This window comes from Seleniivibrio woodruffii (assembly GCF_029267515.1).
GTDB lineage: Bacteria > Chrysiogenota > Deferribacteres > Deferribacterales > Geovibrionaceae > Seleniivibrio > Seleniivibrio woodruffii_A.
In genome coordinates, this window is record NZ_JAJUIS010000001.1 from 211,028 (window position 1) to 229,974 (window position 18,947).

The 18,947-nt window shown below is 47.9% G+C and carries 15 protein-coding genes; 10 read left to right on the top strand and 5 right to left on the bottom strand.

The annotated features are described in order from the left end of the window. Window positions 1-22: 22 nt before the first annotated feature. From Q7P67_RS00985 to mqnC, 5 genes are read right to left on the bottom strand one after another with little or no spacing between them, the layout of a single operon-like run. Window positions 23-1,816 (bottom strand): N-acetylmuramoyl-L-alanine amidase, encoded by a 1,794-nt coding sequence (locus Q7P67_RS00985; RefSeq protein WP_303849802.1) that lies wholly within the window; start codon window positions 1,814-1,816, stop codon window positions 23-25. Continuing rightward, the gene (gene uvrA, locus Q7P67_RS00990) at window positions 1,817-4,621 is read right to left on the bottom strand and encodes an excinuclease ABC subunit UvrA (RefSeq protein ID WP_369695983.1); all 2,805 of its coding nucleotides are present in this window, start codon (window positions 4,619-4,621) and stop codon (window positions 1,817-1,819) included. Next, window positions 4,614-6,158 (bottom strand): DUF342 domain-containing protein, encoded by a 1,545-nt coding sequence (locus Q7P67_RS00995; RefSeq protein ID WP_303849806.1) that lies wholly within the window; start codon window positions 6,156-6,158, stop codon window positions 4,614-4,616. The genes uvrA and Q7P67_RS00995 overlap by 8 nt, the downstream gene beginning before the upstream one ends. Next, window positions 6,124-7,254, bottom strand: coding sequence for a GAF domain-containing sensor histidine kinase (locus Q7P67_RS01000; RefSeq protein ID WP_303849808.1), 1,131 nt, complete (start codon window positions 7,252-7,254; stop codon window positions 6,124-6,126). The genes Q7P67_RS00995 and Q7P67_RS01000 overlap by 35 nt, the downstream gene beginning before the upstream one ends. 41 nt (window positions 7,255-7,295) lie before the next feature. After that, window positions 7,296-8,324: a cyclic dehypoxanthinyl futalosine synthase gene (gene mqnC / locus Q7P67_RS01005; RefSeq protein WP_303849810.1), complete on the bottom strand. Its 1,029-nt coding sequence runs from the start codon at window positions 8,322-8,324 to the stop codon at window positions 7,296-7,298. 115 nt (window positions 8,325-8,439) lie between these two features. On the opposite strand from mqnC, the gene fliR reads away from it, so the two are divergent. The 10 genes from fliR (at window position 8,440) to Q7P67_RS01055 (ending at window position 18,946) form a co-directional block, all read left to right on the top strand. Beyond that, window positions 8,440-9,213, top strand: coding sequence for a flagellar biosynthetic protein FliR (gene fliR / locus Q7P67_RS01010; RefSeq protein ID WP_303849812.1), 774 nt, complete (start codon window positions 8,440-8,442; stop codon window positions 9,211-9,213). A 1-nt stretch (window position 9,214) separates the two neighbouring features. Continuing rightward, on the top strand, window positions 9,215-10,264 hold the full coding sequence (flhB, locus tag Q7P67_RS01015) for a flagellar biosynthesis protein FlhB (RefSeq protein WP_303849813.1): 1,050 nt from the start codon (window positions 9,215-9,217) through the stop codon (window positions 10,262-10,264). Window positions 10,265-10,419: 155 nt separating this feature from the next. Continuing rightward, complete coding sequence (gene flhA / locus Q7P67_RS01020) at window positions 10,420-12,504, top strand: flagellar biosynthesis protein FlhA (RefSeq protein WP_303849815.1); 2,085 nt, start codon at window positions 10,420-10,422, stop codon at window positions 12,502-12,504. Next, window positions 12,501-13,724, top strand: coding sequence for a flagellar biosynthesis protein FlhF (gene flhF / locus Q7P67_RS01025; RefSeq protein ID WP_303849817.1), 1,224 nt, complete (start codon window positions 12,501-12,503; stop codon window positions 13,722-13,724). The genes flhA and flhF overlap by 4 nt, the downstream gene beginning before the upstream one ends. Next, complete coding sequence (locus Q7P67_RS01030) at window positions 13,721-14,566, top strand: MinD/ParA family protein (RefSeq protein ID WP_303849819.1); 846 nt, start codon at window positions 13,721-13,723, stop codon at window positions 14,564-14,566. The genes flhF and Q7P67_RS01030 overlap by 4 nt, the downstream gene beginning before the upstream one ends. Before the next feature lie 222 nt (window positions 14,567-14,788). Further along, window positions 14,789-15,526: a sigma-70 family RNA polymerase sigma factor gene (locus Q7P67_RS01035; protein ID WP_303849821.1), complete on the top strand. Its 738-nt coding sequence runs from the start codon at window positions 14,789-14,791 to the stop codon at window positions 15,524-15,526. Further along, window positions 15,519-16,589 carry a chemotaxis response regulator protein-glutamate methylesterase gene (locus Q7P67_RS01040; protein WP_303849822.1) on the top strand — a complete coding sequence of 357 codons (1,071 nt, stop codon included), beginning with the start codon at window positions 15,519-15,521 and terminating at the stop codon, window positions 16,587-16,589. Before Q7P67_RS01035 ends, Q7P67_RS01040 begins: the two co-directional genes overlap by 8 nt. A gap of 10 nt (window positions 16,590-16,599) precedes the next feature. After that, window positions 16,600-17,610, top strand: a complete 1,011-nt coding sequence (gene fliM / locus Q7P67_RS01045; RefSeq protein ID WP_303849824.1) for a flagellar motor switch protein FliM — start codon at window positions 16,600-16,602, stop codon at window positions 17,608-17,610. Further along, the gene (fliN, locus tag Q7P67_RS01050) at window positions 17,591-18,511 is read left to right on the top strand and encodes a flagellar motor switch protein FliN (protein WP_303849826.1); all 921 of its coding nucleotides are present in this window, start codon (window positions 17,591-17,593) and stop codon (window positions 18,509-18,511) included. Before fliM ends, fliN begins: the two co-directional genes overlap by 20 nt. Window positions 18,512-18,568: 57 nt before the next feature. Next, window positions 18,569-18,946, top strand: a complete 378-nt coding sequence (locus Q7P67_RS01055; RefSeq protein WP_132871265.1) for a response regulator — start codon at window positions 18,569-18,571, stop codon at window positions 18,944-18,946. Window position 18,947 lies beyond the last annotated feature (1 nt).

Genomic DNA, 18,947 nt, shown 5'->3' on the forward strand with positions numbered 1-18,947 from the left:
TCTCCGATTAAAAAAGTAATCTTTAATTACCGTTAAATTGTTTAATGTAAGAGGTTATACCCTGATATATACCTTTTGCAATCTCTTTTCTGTAGCTGTCTTTGGTAAGATTGTCAGCCTCATCCTGGTTCGAAACGAAACCGCATTCAACCAGTATCGAGGGCATCATCGCACCCACAAGAACATAGAACGGAGCCTGCTTGACGCCGAGGTTATATCGGCTGTCGGTATAAAGACCGGTATGAAGATTTTTCTGAACGAAAGACGCAAGCTGGAGCGATTCCTCCAGTTTGGAGTTCATCATCAGATCTTTCAGGATACCCTGAAGATCCGACATGGACTTCTGTGTCGTCTGGTTTTCCAGAGCGGCAACAGCAAGCGCCCTCTTGTCGTTTGTTACGTTCAGAACGTAGGTTTCAACGCCTCTCGCGGTTTTGTTCGGTGCAGCGTTGATGTGGACTGAAACGAAGAGATCCGCCTTTTTCCTGTTGGCGAAAGCCGTTCTCTCTTCAAGGGGGATGAAAACGTCGGTGTTTCTCGTCATGTATACGTCAATATTCGGATAAGACTCTTTGATAAGAGCATAAAGCTCTTTTCCTATGTCAAGGACGACATCTTTCTCTTTAACCCCGTAATAACTGGCGCCGGGGTCTTTCCCTCCGTGTCCGGGGTCGATAACGATACTTCTGATTTTAAGCCCGAAAACGCTGGCAAGTGTCGCGGAACTGCCTGTTCCCTTGATTGAAGGAACAGGGGACGATGAAGCCACCTCCGTTTTAACAGGGGCTTTGGGTTCCTGCTGATGTTTCGGGCTGCCGACTGCGTTGCTCACATCGATAACAAGTCTGTCAGGATCAGGCATGGCAAAAACTGTGAAGTCCTGAACGTTGTCGCTGTCCAGAACAACCCTTGCAACGCCTGGTCTGTTGTATGCCCAGCGGAGCGAGCGCAGAAGACCGTCTTTTATCTCTATGTCCTGCGGTATCTCCGGAGATACCACAACGTTATTAAGGTCTATGAAAAGCCGCGGAGGTTTCTGTATGGACGGGTCAGCTTTCAGCCAGTGCTGGTCGTAGTCTATCTTTCCCGAAAGATCCATAACGACGCGGGTATAATCGGGCGTTGTGAAATATCTTATACGTTTTATGGCAATTCTGCCGTCGATGGATTTAACAGATGAATTTGGGTCTCCGAAGCTGGTCTGCCTGTTTGATGCCTGCGCCTTATCCGCCGTGTCCTCTTCTGCTTTAGGCTGATAGGCAACAGTTTCCGTTCTTACAGGTGCTTTGGGTTTAAGCTCCGGTCTCTTGGGTTTGTCGGAAGGAGTTCTGGATGCGAACAGGCTGTCTATCTCGCCCAGCTTCGATCTCGCCTCTGCCGCATCTTCGGATTTAGGGAATTTCGCAACCAGTTTGCGCAGCATATATTGTGACGAAGGATAATCTTTCTGCTGTTCGTAAATTTTTGCTGATTGAAGATACGCTTTTGATGCCAGCGGGGTGTCGTAGTTGCCTGAAAGTATCCTGAAATATCGCAGAGCCTTGAGCAGGTCGTCCCTTGAACCGAATCTTGTATAGCTGCGGTAATAGGTCTGGGCTGCGTAATTCAGCGAATCATCACCCAGTTCCGCCTTTGGCGCAGATGCGTACAGCTTATAAAACTTATCGGCTACAATGAGATAGGAACGCCTTGTAACTTTGTCGGAGTGCTCAATATAGTCAAAATCTCTTTTCGCAGAGTTATATTCATCGATGTCGCCCGCAAAAAGGGAGAGGCATGTCACAGCAAGCAGAAGCGCAATTAACAGTTTTTTCATTTACAACAGTTTTCCCTTCAGATATTTGCCCGTGTAGGACTGTTTACATTTGACACAGTCTTCCGGTGTCCCCTCGAAGATGATCTCGCCCCCGCCTACCCCGCCTTCGGGACCGAGGTCGATTATATGGTCGGCACATTTTATGACGTCGAGGTTATGCTCAATAATTATAACAGTGTTGCCGCTCTCCGTAAGCCTTCTGAAAATACCGATAAGTTTGTTTATATCGTCGAAATGAAGCCCTGTGGTGGGTTCGTCGAAAATATAGACAGTTTTACCGGTCGGTTTTTTCATAAGCTCCTTAGAGAGCTTAACCCGCTGCGCCTCGCCCCCTGAAAGGGTGGTCGCGGGCTGTCCGAGTTTAATATAGCCCAGACCGACGTCTTTTAAAACCGAAAGTTTATTACATAACTTCGGAATATTTTCGAAAAACTCAAATGCCTGATTGACGGTCATGTCCAGAACGTCGGCAATACTCTTGCCTTTATACTTTATATCCAGCGTATCGCGGTTGTATCTAGCTCCGTGGCAGGAATCGCATTTTACGTACATATCCGGCAGAAAGTGCATCTCTATTTTGATGTATCCCTCGCCCTGACAGGTTTCGCAGCGTCCCGATTTAACGTTGAAGCTGAAACGCCCTATTTTATATCCGCGCAGTTTCGCGTCCGGAGTCATGGCAAACAGCTCGCGGATATCGGAAAAAAGACTTGTATACGTGGACGGGTTCGATCTCGGTGTTCTGCCTATGGGAGACTGGTCTATATCTATAACCTTATCAAGATGCTCAGTGCCTGTGATGCTGCCGAAAGCTCCGGTCTTCATGTTCGTTCCGAGCAGGCTTTTTTTCAGTGCCGCCTGAAGAGTATCCATTATCAGCGTTGATTTGCCTGAACCGGAAACACCCGTAACACAGACCATAAGTCCCAGCGGGATCTTAACGCTGACGTCCCGGAGGTTGTGTTCTGTGGCGTTTTTAAGCTCTATATATCTTCCGTCGGACTTTTTGCGCACAGCCGGAACCTCTATGACTCTGCGTCCGGACATATACATGCCAGTCAGCGATGTCTCGCTGTGCCTCAGCAGTTCGGGATGACCGATAAAAACCACCTCGCCGCCCTTTCTTCCGGCACCGGGTCCCATATCTATAACGAAATCGCTGGCGTTTATAGTGTCTTCGTCATGCTCGACGACGATAACCGAGTTGCCTATGTCGCGCAGGTTTTTCAGGGTTTCTATAAGCATATCGTTATCTCGCTGGTGCAGACCGATGCTCGGTTCGTCAAGGACGTAAAGCACCCCCGTAAGCCCCGAACCTATCTGGGTTGCGAGCCTGATACGCTGCGCCTCTCCGCCGGAAAGGGTGGCTGACTTTCGCTCAATGGTTATATAGTTCAGACCGACATCGTTAAGAAACGCCAGTCTGCGTTTTATCTCCGTGATTATCTTATCCGCAACTTCTTTTATAAAGCCGTCAAACTCAAGAACGGAGAAGAAATCCAGAGCCTCTTTAACGTTCATTGCGGAGACTTCGGCAATGTTCAACCCGCCGATTCGAACCGCAAGGCTTGTTTTTTTAAGCCTGCTGCCGTGACAGGAAGGACACTCCTGTGCCGACATGAACTGCTTGGCGAATTCCTTGTCTGCCATGGTTCCGGTATACAGCTTCTCTTTAAGATAGCCGAATACCCCTGTAAAACGTTTTTCATAGGGAATTTTTTTATCACCCTTAAAGGTGTACAGTTTGACAGGCTCCTCCATACCGTTCAGAAGGATATCCTGATGTTTCCTGTCGAGTGTGCCGAAAGGCTTGTTCATATCTATCCCGAACTGTTCGGAAAGCGCCACAAGCGTATTGTAATAATGGAAGTTATCGAACTGTTCCCATGGTTTCAGAGCGCCTTCGCGGACACTGAGTTTCGGGTCGGGAACTATGGCGTCGGTATCGAAAACCTGCATTTCCCCCAGTCCCTCACATTCGGGGCAGGCACCGAAAGGGTTGTTGAACGAGAAACTTCTCGGTTCCACTTCTTCGATGCTTATGTCGCAGTCGGGACAGGTGAAATTCTGTGAATAAAGGGTCACGCCGTCTTCTTCGGCAACTTCGCAGAGCCCTTCGCCAAGACGGAGCGCCGTCTCCACAGAGTCCGTGAGCCTGCGCTTTATGCCCTCTTTTATTTTGAGCCTGTCTATGACAACGGAGATGCTGTGCTTAACGTTCCTGTCCAGTTCGATAGGCTCTTCCAGCCTTTTCATCTCACCGTCAACGTATGCGCGGACATAACCGTCTTTCAGCAGTTTTTCGAAGAGTTTTTTGTATTCGCCCTTTTTCCCACGGACAACGGGTGCCATAAGCTCCGCCTTCGCGTCCTCGCCGAGAGCCATTATCCTGTCCACTATCTGCTGTACGGAATAGCTTGCAACCTCACGTCCGCAGCTATAGCAGTGCACCTTGCCCGCCCTTGCCCAGAGCAGACGCATGTAGTCGTAAATTTCCGTTATGGTGCCGACAGTTGAGCGCGGGTTGCGGCTGATGGATTTCTGTTCGATACTGATTGCGGGCGACAGGAAATCAATTGAATCCACATCCGGTTTTTCCATAAGTTCCAGAAACTGGCGGGCGTATGCGGAAAGAGATTCCACATAGCGTCTCTGACCCTCTGCGTATAGAGTGTCAAAGGCGAGAGTGGATTTTCCGGAACCGGAAACACCCGTTATAACCACCAGCCTGTTTTTCGGAATATTCAGATTGATATTCTTTAGATTATGCTGCCTTGCACCTTTGATAATTATATGGTCATTCATCATTCCAGTCTTTGTCTTCCAGTGAAATCGCCGTTATCTTCTGATATTTATCATCGAAGTAGTAGACCATGTTCCTCTGGTTCTCCCTGATTGATACACGTTCTCTGTATACCTGAACGTCAAGTCCGCCGTAAAGTTCACCAAGCACCTTCAGTTTAGGTCTGGGGTGATGAGCTTCCCTTATCAGCTTTTTCATGGCGGCATCCGCCAGCGCTATCTTTCCGTCCAACTGCTTTCTAAGCGCGATGAGCTGCCGTACTTTAGGATTTTCAAGCACCTCTTTCTTTTTAAGGTTAACCCCTCCGAGAAACTCATCTATTTTCGCTTTGTTTTCAACATATTTATCTTTATTTGTTTTAAGTTCTTCCAGTTCTCTTTCAAAATAAAACTTTGTGCCGACGCTCATGGTAAATTTTGAATTGCCAACTGTTCCCGCCTGAAGTATGCGGATTTCTTCGAAAGCCGTAACTTCGCCTCCCGCCACTATGCCGGGGTCTTTGACAGCCTCTATCCTTCCACCTGACCGCAGACGGCAGTTGTATGCGTATTTCAGCACCTCGATATTTCCGCGCGCCTCAATGTGGGCGTTTTCGGCATATCCGAAGAAAACATCTCCCTTCGCTTTTATAACGCTTCTGCCCTCTCCGCGGATACCCAGCTTAACAATGATATTGCTGCCGCTTATAAGCTCCGCATCCTGAACGACCCCTTCGACATAGATATCTTTCTCCGCCTTAACGGAGAAATTTGCCAGCACGTCATTCTTTATATATACGCTGCCGTTAAATACTATATTTCCTGTGCCGTAGTCAACATCCCCTCTGACGGTGTATACGGGGCTGACTTCCAGCGTGTTGCGTGTGAAAGTCACGCATCCGTCGGTCATAGAGTAAAATTCGGTTTTGTTGTTTTCCACACGCACGCCTTCACCGGCGTAAATTTCCGTGTCAACGCCCGCCTCTGCGGGAATCTCCTCGTTACGAACAGTCAGACCTCTGACCCCGGCAGTGGCCGGCTTTTTGGTCAAAAGCAGGTCGCCTTCGTTAACAACCCTTATGTTATCAACATTTTTATAGTCCACCCTGCCGTTTTTAAGTATCCTTGGGGTGTTTTTTATGGGTTCAAAATTCAAAACAACCTGCGAATTCTTGCCTGAAATGGGCTCAACACCCTCGGCAATGAGAACCTTTTCGGATATGCCGCCCTCTCCGGCGAGTCTGACCACATTGTTTATCGCCTCGCGGTTGATATTTACTGTAATTTTTTCGTGCTGGAACAGCACCATGATGTCGTCGGTTGTCACCTTGCTTTCGGTGTTTATTCCGGGATAAACGTCAAGATATGCGCGCAAACCATCCGGCGTGACCCTGACATCCAGGGCAGGAGACACAACCTTATCACTGACAACCTTTACGATTATCCTTCCGTGCTCATCCCGCGAAGTAATAAAATCAGCACCCTCAAGACCGTATCTTTCAGACATGAGCCTTACGAGTTCTTTTTCATCCCTGCCTGTGTAATTCTTTAAAAGATTCATAATTAAATGGTATCCTCACGGTAAATTCGGTGTACACCCCTTCTTCCGAATCCACATCGATTGTACCGCAGTGAGCTTCAACTATCATCTTAACAATGGCAAGCCCCAGTCCGGTTCCTTTGGTTTTGCCGGAGGTGAAAAAGGGCAGAAACAGCTTTTTTATATTTTCGCTACATATCCCTTTTCCGGTATCTCTCACTTTGATGACACAAATGTCTCCATCTTTTCCGGCGGTGAGTCTCACAGTACCCGTACCGGGCAGAGCATCTATGGCGTTCGAGACAAGATTGAAAATCACCCTGAAAATCTTGCCCCTGTCCACCTTCATTATAATATCGTCCAAAACCTTGACATCTACATGAATGTCAGTATCTCTGGTCATTATATTAGCATGTTTTCTGATTTCATCAAACAGCTCGGATATGCGGAAGGTTTCTATTGATATCGAAACCCTCTGTCTGGAGAAATCCAGAATATCCATTGTAAGCCCGTGAATCCGCTTAACCTCGGAGTGGATTGCATCAATATATTCCTGCATCTCCGGTTTGATATCTTTTTCCAGAGCCATAAGTTCCAGATAAGACTGAACAATATTCAGCAGATTCTTTATATCGTGGGCAATGGCGGAATTAAGCGTTCCTATCACCCTGAGATTTTCACTTTTTCGCATGTCGCTGTACATGTTAAATCTGTCAACCCCCAGTGCACACTGAGAGGCGATATAACGTGCAATTTTCACATCGTCTTCGGTGAAAAAATCGTCCTCTTTATCTGTAAGATTGAGCACGCCGAGGATTTTGTCACCCTTTTTCAGCGGAACGGACATAAAAGAAGATGTCTGATAACCGAGAACGTCGTTTTCGGTATCTGTTTTGTTTGACATCACCTCTATTCCGGTCTTGGCAACCTTTCCGGCTATTCCGTCGCCGAGCCGGATGTGTACCGACGAGTGATCCACCTCAAATCCTGCGTGGGCGTACATCTTCAGATACTCATCTTCTATGAGCATCAGGGAGATACGCTTTACCCCCAGATATTCCTTCGCTATGTTTATGATAGCTGGAAGGAGGTTGTGCAGTTCGAACATGCTGTTCATTTTTTCGGAGATCTCAACGAGAACCTCCAGAAACTCTCTTTTCAGTCGAAATACCTCAGAATGTTATATTGCATATCCCGCTGGGCGGGGATGAATCCCGCTTTGCGGATATTGTTGTTTATCTCTTCGATGCTCATGCGGAAACCCACGCCGCACGCAGCCACCACATTCTCCTCTATCATAAGGCTGCCAAAGTCGTTTCCGCCGAAACGAAGCGCAGTCTGTCCGATTTTGGGACCCTGAGTGACCCACGATACCTGAATGTTCGGCACGTTGTCCAGATAGATACGCGCCATCGCAAGCAGCCTCAGATATTCCACAGCGGAGACGTTCTCGCCCCCCAGTTCAGTGTTCGCAGGCTGATAAGGCCACGGGATAAAAGCCGTAAAGCCCCCCGTTCTGTCCTGTACACTCCTTATCTTATCAAAATGTTCGATGATATGCTCAACTTTATCCGTTTTTTTGAACATCATTGTTGCCGTGGTCTTCAAACCGAGTCCGTGCGCCGTTTCCATCACCCCAAGCCATTTATCGGAAGATATCTTATTAGGGCTTACCAGCTGCCTTTCTGAATCCACCAGCAGCTCCGCACCCGCTCCGGGAATGGAATCCAGCCCGGCGGCGACCAGTCTTTTTATGGTGTCCTCAACGGAAATTCCTTCAAGTTTTGCGATGTGGCTTATCTCCGGTGCAGAAAGTCCGTGTATCCAGACCCCCTGTTCCTTTATGAAGCGCATCATATCCTCATAGAAACCTATGCCCAGTTCGGGATGCAGACCGCCCTGTAAAAGTATCTGTGTACCGCCCAGCGCCTTTGTCTCGTCTATTTTGGATCTGAGCAGTTCATGGCTTATGACATATCCGCCCTCGTCCTTTATATCTTTATAAAAGGCACAGAACGAACATTTGCAGGTGCAGATGTTCGTATAGTTTATGTTGCGGTCTATAACATACGCAACTACGCCTTCGGGGTGCATCCGTTTTCTTGTTTCGTCCGCAAGGGTCGCCAGCTCGAAAAAATCGGCATCGGCAAGCATCCTGCATCCGTCTTCAAAACTTATTCTGGACAATTAAAAACCTCGATAAAATCTTTCCCATCTATAATTTTACATAACGGCGGCACAAATGAAAGTGTTTTTTCCTGAAATCCGTTGTAATTCTCTGTGACTGGCAATAGAATGTGTCATGTTCGACTTTTTATACGACACATCCCTTTTTGTCACGTTTCTTATGGTTATGATACGCACGGCGGCGATAATGTTCACCGCTCCGGTTTTCGGCAGCAACGTCATCAAACCGCATATCCGTATGCTTTTCTCACTGGTTTTTGCCATGATAATATATACTTCCGTAAAAAAGCTGGACATGCCCGACCCTTCGGGACCCATGCTCATCCTTATGATAGGCAGAGAAGTTATCCTCGGCGCGTGCATAGGGATGCTCTCCCAGATGCTGTTCATAGGGGTACAGCTCGGCGGACAGATAATAGGTACGCAGATGGGCTTTGGTGTGGTCAACGTTTTCGACCCGCAGGCGAACATCTCAATATCCATCATTTCCCAATTCATGAACATTGCTATGATACTTATCTTCATAGCAGTAGGCGGGCACCTTCTGCTTATTCAGGCGATACGGGCATCCTTTGACACGATACCGGTCGGCATACACGCCATCAATCCGGACTCTTTTCTTTATATAACGAAGATGTTCTCCACCATTTTCATAACGGCGCTTAAAATAACCGCGCCTGTCTTCATAACGCTTCTTATACTCCAGCTTGTGCTGGGGATCATGGGACGTATGGTACCGCAGCTAAACCTCATGATTGTAGGATTTCCCATACAGATTTCCGTCGGCATGACGGTTCTCGCCATAGGGATGAGCTATTTTTACATAGTCTTTGAAAAGCTCCTGCACAGATATTTTGAAGAGGTTGCAAACCTCATAAGGTATTTCTGATATGGCCGACGAAAGCAAAACCGAAGACCCAACGGGGAAGCGGCTTTCAGACGCCGCCAAAGAAGGAAACATACCCAAGAGCCGCGAGCTTTCCACCGCTCTCATACTCCTTTCCAGCGCCGTGTTTCTGCACTTTTATGCACCGTATTTCATGCGGGGATTCGGCAGACTCATGCGTGAACTGCTTACTATTGAGGACCACAACATTTCCGTAGACAGTCTTATGGGGCTTCTGGTTTTCTGCACCAAAGAGGCGGGACTCATTGTCGCACCCTTTATGGGACTGCTGCTGTTCATATCCGTTGCAGCCAACATAATGCAGGTGGGCTTCGTGTTCACGCCCAAGGCTCTGGAACTTAAACTGGACAGGATAAACCCTTTCACCGGTTTCGGACGATTCTTTTCAAAAAGAAGTCTCGTTGAGCTTATCAAATCTGTTTTTAAGATTTTCGTGGTAGGCTGGTTTGCATATTTCATAGTTAAGGGCAAAATTGAAACGATAGTCACCCTTGCCGATGCGGATATTCAGGATATTATCGAATATTTCGGTTCGCTCATGTATGAGCTTGTATGGAAAATAAGCCTTCTGGCTCTGGTTATGGCGCTTATAGATTATGCCTACGTGCGTTATCAGCACAAGCAGGATCTGAAAATGACCAAGCAGGAGGTCAAGGATGAGCACAAGCAGATGGAGGGAGATCCGCAGATAAAAGGGCGTATACGCAAGGCACAGAGAGAACTGGCGCGTCAGAGGATGATGGAGGATGTGCCGAAGGCTGACGTTGTCGTAACAAACCCCACCCACTATGCCGTTGCCCTGCGTTACAACATCGGACAGGACAGAGCACCGGTATGCCTTGCAAAAGGTCAAAGACTTATGGCGCTCAGAATACGAGAAGTTGCAAAGGAAAACGGCATCCTCGTGCACGAGGATCCGCCCATCGCCCGCTCTCTCTTCAAAACGGTTGACATAGGGGATGAAATACCTGAAAATCTGTACAAAGCCGTGGCGGAAATTCTTGCACTTGTGGATAAATTTAAGAAGAAATAGCAGACGACCTTATCTTATAAATTTGCTGTTTAGATGCAAGCTATACAAGGAAAATTTCGTGAGACGAGCAAAAGCATACGTACTCTGTATGTGTTGCGAGCGAACGGAATATGACGACGTAGAGCGACGCATATAAACGGCAAAAAAGGTGATAGATGGCTGACGCCAAAGAATACTTGAACATACTAAAGCAGAAGGAGATTTCATTCTCAGTCTTTTTCATGGCTATTATCGCCGTGATGGTACTGCCGGTACCTGCTATTCTGCTCGACCTGTTGCTCACCGCCAGCGTTGCGTTCTCTATCATCATACTTATGGTGGCGATACACTCCGACCAGCCGCTGAAATTTTCCACATTTCCCACAGTGCTTCTGATCGTCACACTGTTCAGACTCTCTCTGAACGTTGCGACCACCAGAGTTATCCTTCTCCACGGCTACGAGGGAGAGGATGCTGCGGGTGAAGTTATACGTGCTTTCGGACAGTTTGTTGTCGGCGGTAACTATGCCGTCGGTATTATAGTGTTCCTTATCCTCATTATCATCAACTTTATGGTTATCACCAAAGGTTCAACCCGTATCGCGGAAGTTGCAGCCAGATTCACACTGGATGCAATGCCCGGCAAGCAGATGTCAATCGATGCCGACCTTAACGCCGGGATGATAAACGAGGATGAGGCAAGACAGAAGCGTATCGACATACAGAGGGAGGCGGACTACTACGGTTCTATGGATGGTGCCAGTAAGTTCGTTCGCGGAGACGCCGTAGCGGGTCTCATCATCACAGTTATCAACATTCTGGGCGGTCTGGTGATAGGCGTTGTTCAGGGCGGAATGGAGGTTCTTGAAGCAGCGCAGAGATACACCATCCTGACCATCGGCGACGGTCTTGTCTCGCAGATACCCTCACTGATTATATCCACCGCGGCGGGTCTTATTGTTTCCCGTGCAGGTTCCGGAGGCGACCTTTCAAGTCAGCTTGTCGGTCAGCTTTTCAACAGCACCAAGGTTATGGGCATAACAGGCGGCATACTTCTGTTCTTCGCCATAATCCCAGGTATGCCTAAACTTTCGTTCATCCTTCTGGGTGCTCTGTTCATATATCTTTCAAGGCTGACCAAAACCTCAGGGAAAGAGAAGGAAAAAGAACTGGAAAAGGCGGAAACGGAAAAAGCGAAAGCACCCGTTCCGGAAGAGGACGAGGTGAAAAGCCTGCTGGAGATGGACATACTCGAACTGGAGATAGGTTTTGCACTCATCCCTCTCGTTGATGCCAACCAGGGCGGAACACTGCTCAACCGCATAAAGGCTATCCGTCGTCAGCTCGCACTTGAAATGGGCTTCATAGTGCCTCCTGTGCGCATACGCGACAATTTACAGCTTGACGCAAACGGATATGCCGTTATGCTGAAAGGCGTAAGGATAAATACAGGCTCAATATTTCCTGATAAGTTCCTTATAATGAACCCCGAAGGCACAGTCGCCAATTTCGACGGAATACCCACAAAGGAACCGGCATACGGACTTGAGGCCAAATGGGTTGACGAGGCTGTCAAAGAAATGGCGGAGATTGAAGGCTGCACCATAGTTGACCCGTCAACCGTAATTGCGACGCACCTCACGGAGATAATCAAATCCAACGCCCACGAACTTCTGGGCAGACAGGAGACTCAGGAGCTTCTGGACAAGCTCAAGGAGAAATATCCCAAGCTGGTGGACGACGTTATTCCGGCGATACTCGACCTCGGCACTGTAAACCGGGTTCTGCAGGCTCTGCTGAAAGAGCGCGTCTCCATAAGAAACCTACAGACGATTCTGGAGATACTGGCAACCTACGGTATGCAGAACAAACACCCCGATTTCCTGACGGAACGGGTGCGCGCCGTATTAAAACGCCAGATAACCGAAAGTTTCCTCGCCGCGGACGGAAAACTTTATGTTTTCACCCTCCCATCAAAGGTGGAACAGTTCATAGCGACAAACATACAGAAAGGGGACGACGGACAGGAAATAGTCATAGACCCTTCCGTTGCACAGAAGATTCTCTCTGCTATAATACAAAAGAGCGACCAGTGCATCGCAAAGAGCCTGCCGCCTGTGCTTATTGTTTCGCCGCCTATCAGGCTGCCAATGCGGAGATTTGTTGAAAAATTCGTTCACAACATCAATATTATGTCCCATAATGAGATAAGCGACAGCGTAAGGATTGAAAGCCTCGGTATGCTGGAGATTAATATATGAGAATCAAGAAGTACGAAGTCTTCGATATGAAGGAGGCCATGAAGCTCATAAAGGAGGAGCTTGGTCCGGAAGCTATGATTCTCTCCACCCGCAAGGTGGTTAAGAACAACAGCTTCGGTCTATTTTCGCGCCCTATCATAGAGGTGACTGTCGGAATTGAAGACGACGAGCGGGTAATAAACGCAAAAAAAACAGGCGTTAAAACAACCGCCCCCGCCGCTGCAAACCCATACGCAAATACTTATAAGCCCCAGCAGTTCAAGCCGTCCGTGCCGGAGAAATCAGAATCGGACAAGATAACGGAAATAATAAACACCCTCGGACTCAACAAGTTTGAAGGGCTTGTCAGCGATATAGCGGAAATCAAGCGTCAGATGATGGAAATAAAGTCCGGCATGAAGGACAGCTTTGTGGTGGATCTGTCCCAGCCTGTGCTTGAGTTTTACAATATCCTCCTCAAAAACGGCGTTGATGATGACATCGCATACAAGTTTCTGAAAAAAATAGAGAAACGTGCGGCGACGGGACTGACCCGGAATCAGGTGAAAAACCTTTCCGTGCAGCTTCTCGGCGACCTGATACCCATGGAAAAGGACTACTTCTCCATGATAAAACAGAAGGTGCTGGCGCTTGTTGGTCCAACAGGAGTTGGCAAGACCACAACGATAGCGAAAATAGCGGCGAACCTGAGTCTTCAGCTCAAAAAATCCGTTGCACTGATAACCATCGACAATTTCCGCATAGGTGCGGTGGAACAGCTTAAAAATTATGCCGAGATTGTCAGCATACCACTGCGCGTTGCATCTTCCCCTGCGGAGCTTGAAAAAACGATTTACGAACTCAAAGATTATGAGTACGTGTTCATAGACTCCATGGGGCGAAGCCAGTTCGACAACGAACAGATAGGCGACCTGAGAAAATTTCTTGAAGTCAGCCCCCTCATAAAAGTGGCTCTGGTGCTCTCAATGAGCTGCAACCATGCGGAGCTTGCCGATACATATGACAGATATTCTAAGCTCATGCCGGAATACATGATCTTCACAAAGCTGGACGAAACAAAATTTTTCGGTCCGCTGATAAATCTGCCGATAAAGAAAAAAACACCTGTTATGCTTTTATCAAAAGGACAAAATGTACCGGACGATATGGAGTTACCTGATGGCAGAAAAATTGCTACTCAGGTGCTCAGAGAGATACCGTCCCTATGGAGCGATAAATGACGGATCAGGCACACAGCCTGCGAAAGAAAGCATGGGAGCAGAACAGAAAGGCGACTTACCTTTCTATTTCCAGCGGTAAAGGCGGTGTCGGCAAGACAAATTTTGCCGTTAACCTCGCATGTCTGCTGGCACAGCTAGGCAAAAAAGTCCTCGTCTTCGACGCAGACCTAGGACTTGCCAACGTTGACATTCTGCTCAACATCAGCGTTTCCGCCTCTATCAGAAAATATCTGACGGGGGAGGCAACCCTTAATGACATCATAAAACGCAACGTTTACGGCGTTGATGTCATCCCAGCCTCAAGCGGCTTCGTTGAGCTTTCAAATCTGTCTGAACAGGAGCATGAAAAGCTGCTGGACATCTTCGTTCTGCTGGACGGACAGTATGATTTCATACTGTTCGACACGGGCGCGGGAATCTCGGAAAACGTGATACGGTTCACTTCCGTCGCGGATATGGTTATTGTGCTCACAGTGCCGGAACCTACCGCGATAACCGACGCATACGCTTTTATGAAGGTCGTGCATTTCCAGTACGGCATTCAGGAGATTCACTTTGTGCTCAACAGGGTGGACGACGTTGCGGGTGTTAAGGGTATTTTTGAAAGCATGAAAAACGTTGCTCAGAAATTCCTTAACGTTGAGCTTTCGCTTCTGGGCTATCTGCGCGAGGACAAAACGCTGATAAAATCCGTTAAAAGCCAAAAACCCGTCTGTATACTCGCTCCGACGTCGCCATATGTTAAAGACCTTCTGCCCATCGCAAAAAAGATAACGGGGCAGCTTGAGAATGAGCAGAAAAAACAGAATCTTTATGAAAAGCTGAGGGGAGTCTTCAAGTGAACCAGTTTCGCAGGAGGACGGTATGAATCTTTCTTACAGGGAAATGGCGCTCCTGTTGTCTTCAACGGTGTTCATGATCTCATTTGTGGTGAAATTCATAATTTTTGATGTAAAATTGACTTATATGATCAGGGACATTATAATGTTCTTTGCGATTTATATGATCGCGAAAAGTCTGTTTTTTATGATAGACCGTATTTTAATTAACTTCAGGAAAATAATGTGACGCCATACGAGTCTGCATCCGGCAACAAATTCAGCAGGGAAGAGAAAGACCAGATCATTACGGAGTTCATGCCGAAGATCAAGTCATGGGTTCTGCGCATCAGCACCACTCTGCCCGACAGCGTGGATGTGGACGACCTCTACTCCTCCGCCTGTCTGGGACTTATAGAGTCTCTGGAAAGGTTTGACAAAGACAGAAACGTAAATTTCTATACATACGGCGAAAGACGTATCAAAGGCGCCATACTGGACACTCTGCGCAACCTGGACTTTCTCCCGCGCAACGTCCGCACAAGGCTGAAACAGCTTGAAAGACACATGGAAACACACTACCGCAAGGAGGGAGTTAAGCCCAGTGTCGAAGAGATTGTCAGCAACAGCGATTTCACCGAAACAGAGGTGCACAGGCTTCAGGAGCTTATGGAAAACGATAAGGTGCTCAGCCTTGACGAGACCATAGGTCCCGACGGAGAAACCACTCTTGTGGATTTCATCAAGTTCAACGGGCTCACCCCCGAAGATGAAACCGTGAGGAACATGCTTGTGGAAAAACTCGCAGAGGAAATAGACGCGCTGGGAGAAAAAGAGAAATACGTCGTTTCGCTCTATTATTACGAAGAGCTTACTATGAAGGAGATCGCCGAGGTTCTGGGCATAACCGAATCCAGAGTTTCACAGATACACTCCGCTGCCGCGGCGAAGCTCCAGAAGAGACTGAGGGAGTTTTATGAATAAGATAACCGTGCTTGTTGTTGATGATTCCGCCTTCATGCGTAAGGCAATTGAAGGTATGCTTGCCAAAGATCCGGATATCCAGGTCATTGGCACAGCCAGCAACGGCATTGAAGCTATTGACAAGGTAAAGACACTGAAACCGGACGTTGTCACACTGGACATAGAGATGCCCAGAATGGACGGACTGACGGCTCTGGAAAAAATAATGGCGGAAAACCCGCTGCCCGTCATCATGGTCAGCTCGCTCACCACAGAGGGAGCTGAGGCTACGCTCAAGGCACTGGATCTCGGCGCCGTGGATTTCATCCCGAAAGATAAATCCTTCGCCAGTTTCGGCGTGCTCAAAATTGAGGACGACCTGCGCGAAAAAGTGAAAAACTTCGGAAGACGCAAGGCTTTCTTCGCAAGAACCATGAGAAAGCCGATGGCTCCGTCCGGCATGACGGCTCCCGCGGCTCCCATGATAACCAAAGCTGCTCCCAAGATAACATCGAAAAAGAAACTGGTGATAATAGGCACCTCCACAGGCGGTCCCCAGTCACTCCAGAAAGTTATACCCATGCTGCCCGCAGACCTCGGCGTTCCGGTGCTGGTGGTTCAGCATATGCCTCCGAATTTCACAAAATCCCTCGCACAGAGACTCGATTCTCTCAGCAAGGTGCACGTTGTCGAAGCGCAGGGCAAAGAACAGCTTGAGCCCAACACCGTCTACATCGCAAAGGGCGGCATACACATGAAACTGAAAAAAGTGGGTCCCCACTATTATACGGAACTCAGCCCCGAACCTTCGAACTCGCTGCACATCCCCAGCGTTGACGTTACAGCCGCCTCCGTGGCTGAAAGCATCGGACGAGATGCCCTCGGCGTTATCATGACGGGCATGGGCTCCGACGGGATGAAAGGTCTCCAGCTTCTCAAGCTGAAAGGCGGAAACGTGATTGCCCAGAATGAAGCGTCCTGCGTTGTGTACGGTATGCCCAGAGCTGTTGTTGAGGCGAACATACACGACGAAGTCGTTCCTCTGGACGAGATATACCAGCGAATCGTTGCATACTGCAAATAACGGGTGATAAATGGCGGATATTCTTAGTCAGGAGGAGATTGATGCCCTGCTGTCCACTGTCTCGACAGATGACGAGATGTCGGATGATACTGTCGAACAATTGGATTTCGTCCCCAAGAAGATTTCCGTCTACGATTTTCGCAGACCCGACCGTGTCAGCAAGGAACAGCTTCGCTCCATACGCAACCTCCACGACAAGTTTGCGAGAAACTTCTCGTCCACACTGTCGAATTATCTGAGAACCATCACGGACATTACCCTTACGTCCGTTGACCAGATGACATACGGCGAGTTCCTCATGTCACTGCCCGACCCCACAAGTTTTAACATCATAAGCATGATACCCATGGAGGGGAACACAGTCCTTGAGATAAACCCCTCACTGGTTTTCCCCATAGTTGACAAACTCCTCGGAGGTATGGGCAAGCCCCTTTTCAACACGCGGGAGCTCACCACCCTTGAGCAGCATATCATGGACGGTATTCTGAGCCTTATTCTCAAAGACCTTGAGGAAGTGTGGCGCCAGATAATACCAAACATACGCATGAAAAAGGAGCTGTCGGAAAACAGCCCCCATATCATACAGATAGTTTCCCAGAACGAGGTCGTGATTCTTGTTGTTTTCGAGGTAAAGTTCGGCGAGGTTCTTGGCATGATGAACCTTTGTATCCCGGCTATAGTCCTTGAACCGGTTCTTGGCAAGATAAGTTCAACAGACTGGCTCATCGGCGCCAAAAAGGGAGCCGTCGGCGACAACGAACAGGAGATTTTAAGCATCCTCAACGAAACTGAAGTGTTCACAAACGTTTATATGGGGCACAGCAAACTCAGCATTGAGGAGATACTTGAGCTTTCAAAGGGCGATCTTGTCATGTTCAAGGTGAAAAGCGACAGACCTTCCGAGATATTCCTCAACAACAAAAAGAAATTCCTCGGCACCGTGGGCACGCTCGGAGTTAAGAAAGCTGTGAAAATTACCGAATTTTTAACGGAGAACAACGATGAAAACACCGCTGAGTGACAGCAGACATACACCCCTGACAAATGTCCTTCAGGATGTGTTCAAAAGCACCATCTCCAGCATGTCCATTGATAAAGACGTAAGCCTCTCCTTTGCACAGGTCAGCTCCGCAGGACCCGATGAGCTTACTTCCGGCTATGAGGAACAGACCCTTATCCTTATTACGGAAGAAAACTCCGGAGCGGAAGCAGGTCTTATGTTCAACACTGCTGACATAACATACATGACAAATCTCATGATGATGATGGATGAACCCGGCAAGGAACAGCTTGAACCGGACGACAAGGATGCAATAAAAGAGTACGCATCTCAGCTTATGGCGGCATGTGGAGAACCTGTTAAAGATAAGACCGGAATTAAGGTTTCCTTCAGAATAGACGATGTAATGATTAATGATGCGCCTGCGCTTTTTCAGGCGGATGAATATATGATAGTGGACGCTTCCCTGGGCATAGGTTCAGTTAAGACCACTTTCCGCTTTTATACCGATATAACGCTTTTGAACGAGTTCGGCGGCGGCAGTTCTGCCGGTGCTGCGCTCAGCGAGGAACCGGATTTCGGAGCCGCTTTCAAGTTTCCCGACGATGAAGCGGGGATGCATATACCCGACATCGGCGGGGGCGGACACGGACACACTCCGGGCAACCTTGATCTGCTTCTTGATATTGACGTTCCTGTAAGTGTAAAAATGGGTTCGACAAATATGTTTTTAAAGGATATTCTCACAATGGGATCGGGAAATATCATTGAACTGGACGAATCCGCAGACGAACCGGTTGAACTCGTGATTAACAATAAGGTCATCGCCAGAGGCGAGGTTGTTATTGTGGACGGCTATTTCGGTTTCCGTATAAAGGAAATTGTCAGCCGTGCCGAAAGGATTAAAAAATTAAAAGATTGACAGTCACAACTGTTTTGGAAATAATATATTGTATATAAACAGGTGGAGGACCCGATAATGGCTTATGACCATGTGATTATAACAGTTGACGATTCTTCAACGATGCGAAGAATCATCAAGAATACCCTCACCAAACTTGGTTTCACAAACGTTCTGGAAGCAGGTAACGGTGTGGAAGGTCTTGATGTTCTGGCAAAAAATGAAGTTGATTTGATAATCACCGACTGGAACATGCCTGAAATGGACGGTCTCACATTCGTTAAAACACTCAGAGCTAAGGACGAATACAAAGAGACCCCCATCCTTATGGTGACCACTGAGGCCGCCAAAGAAGATATCCTTACTGCGCTGCGCAGCGGAGTTAACAACTATGTTGTTAAACCGTTTACACCGGATACGCTTCAGGAGAAGGTTAACAAACTTCTGGGACTGTGAT

Bases quoted from the DNA above. Each gene is read 5' to 3' on its own strand.
- Q7P67_RS00985 (WP_303849802.1), bottom strand. From the start codon at position 1,816: ATGAAAAAACTGTTAATTGCGCTTCTGCTTGCTGTGACATGCCTCTCC.
- uvrA (WP_369695983.1), bottom strand. From the start codon at position 4,621: ATGAATGACCATATAATTATCAAAGGTGCAAGGCAGCATAATCTAAAG.
- Q7P67_RS00995 (WP_303849806.1), bottom strand. From the start codon at position 6,158: ATGAATCTTTTAAAGAATTACACAGGCAGGGATGAAAAAGAACTCGTA.
- Q7P67_RS01000 (WP_303849808.1), bottom strand. From the start codon at position 7,254: ATGAACAGCATGTTCGAACTGCACAACCTCCTTCCAGCTATCATAAAC.
- fliR (WP_303849812.1), top strand. From the start codon at position 8,440: ATGTTCGACTTTTTATACGACACATCCCTTTTTGTCACGTTTCTTATG.
- flhB (WP_303849813.1), top strand. From the start codon at position 9,215: ATGGCCGACGAAAGCAAAACCGAAGACCCAACGGGGAAGCGGCTTTCA.
- flhA (WP_303849815.1), top strand. From the start codon at position 10,420: ATGGCTGACGCCAAAGAATACTTGAACATACTAAAGCAGAAGGAGATT.
- flhF (WP_303849817.1), top strand. From the start codon at position 12,501: ATGAGAATCAAGAAGTACGAAGTCTTCGATATGAAGGAGGCCATGAAG.
- Q7P67_RS01030 (WP_303849819.1), top strand. From the start codon at position 13,721: ATGACGGATCAGGCACACAGCCTGCGAAAGAAAGCATGGGAGCAGAAC.
- Q7P67_RS01040 (WP_303849822.1), top strand. From the start codon at position 15,519: ATGAATAAGATAACCGTGCTTGTTGTTGATGATTCCGCCTTCATGCGT.
- fliM (WP_303849824.1), top strand. From the start codon at position 16,600: ATGGCGGATATTCTTAGTCAGGAGGAGATTGATGCCCTGCTGTCCACT.
- fliN (WP_303849826.1), top strand. From the start codon at position 17,591: ATGAAAACACCGCTGAGTGACAGCAGACATACACCCCTGACAAATGTC.
- Q7P67_RS01055 (WP_132871265.1), top strand. From the start codon at position 18,569: ATGGCTTATGACCATGTGATTATAACAGTTGACGATTCTTCAACGATG.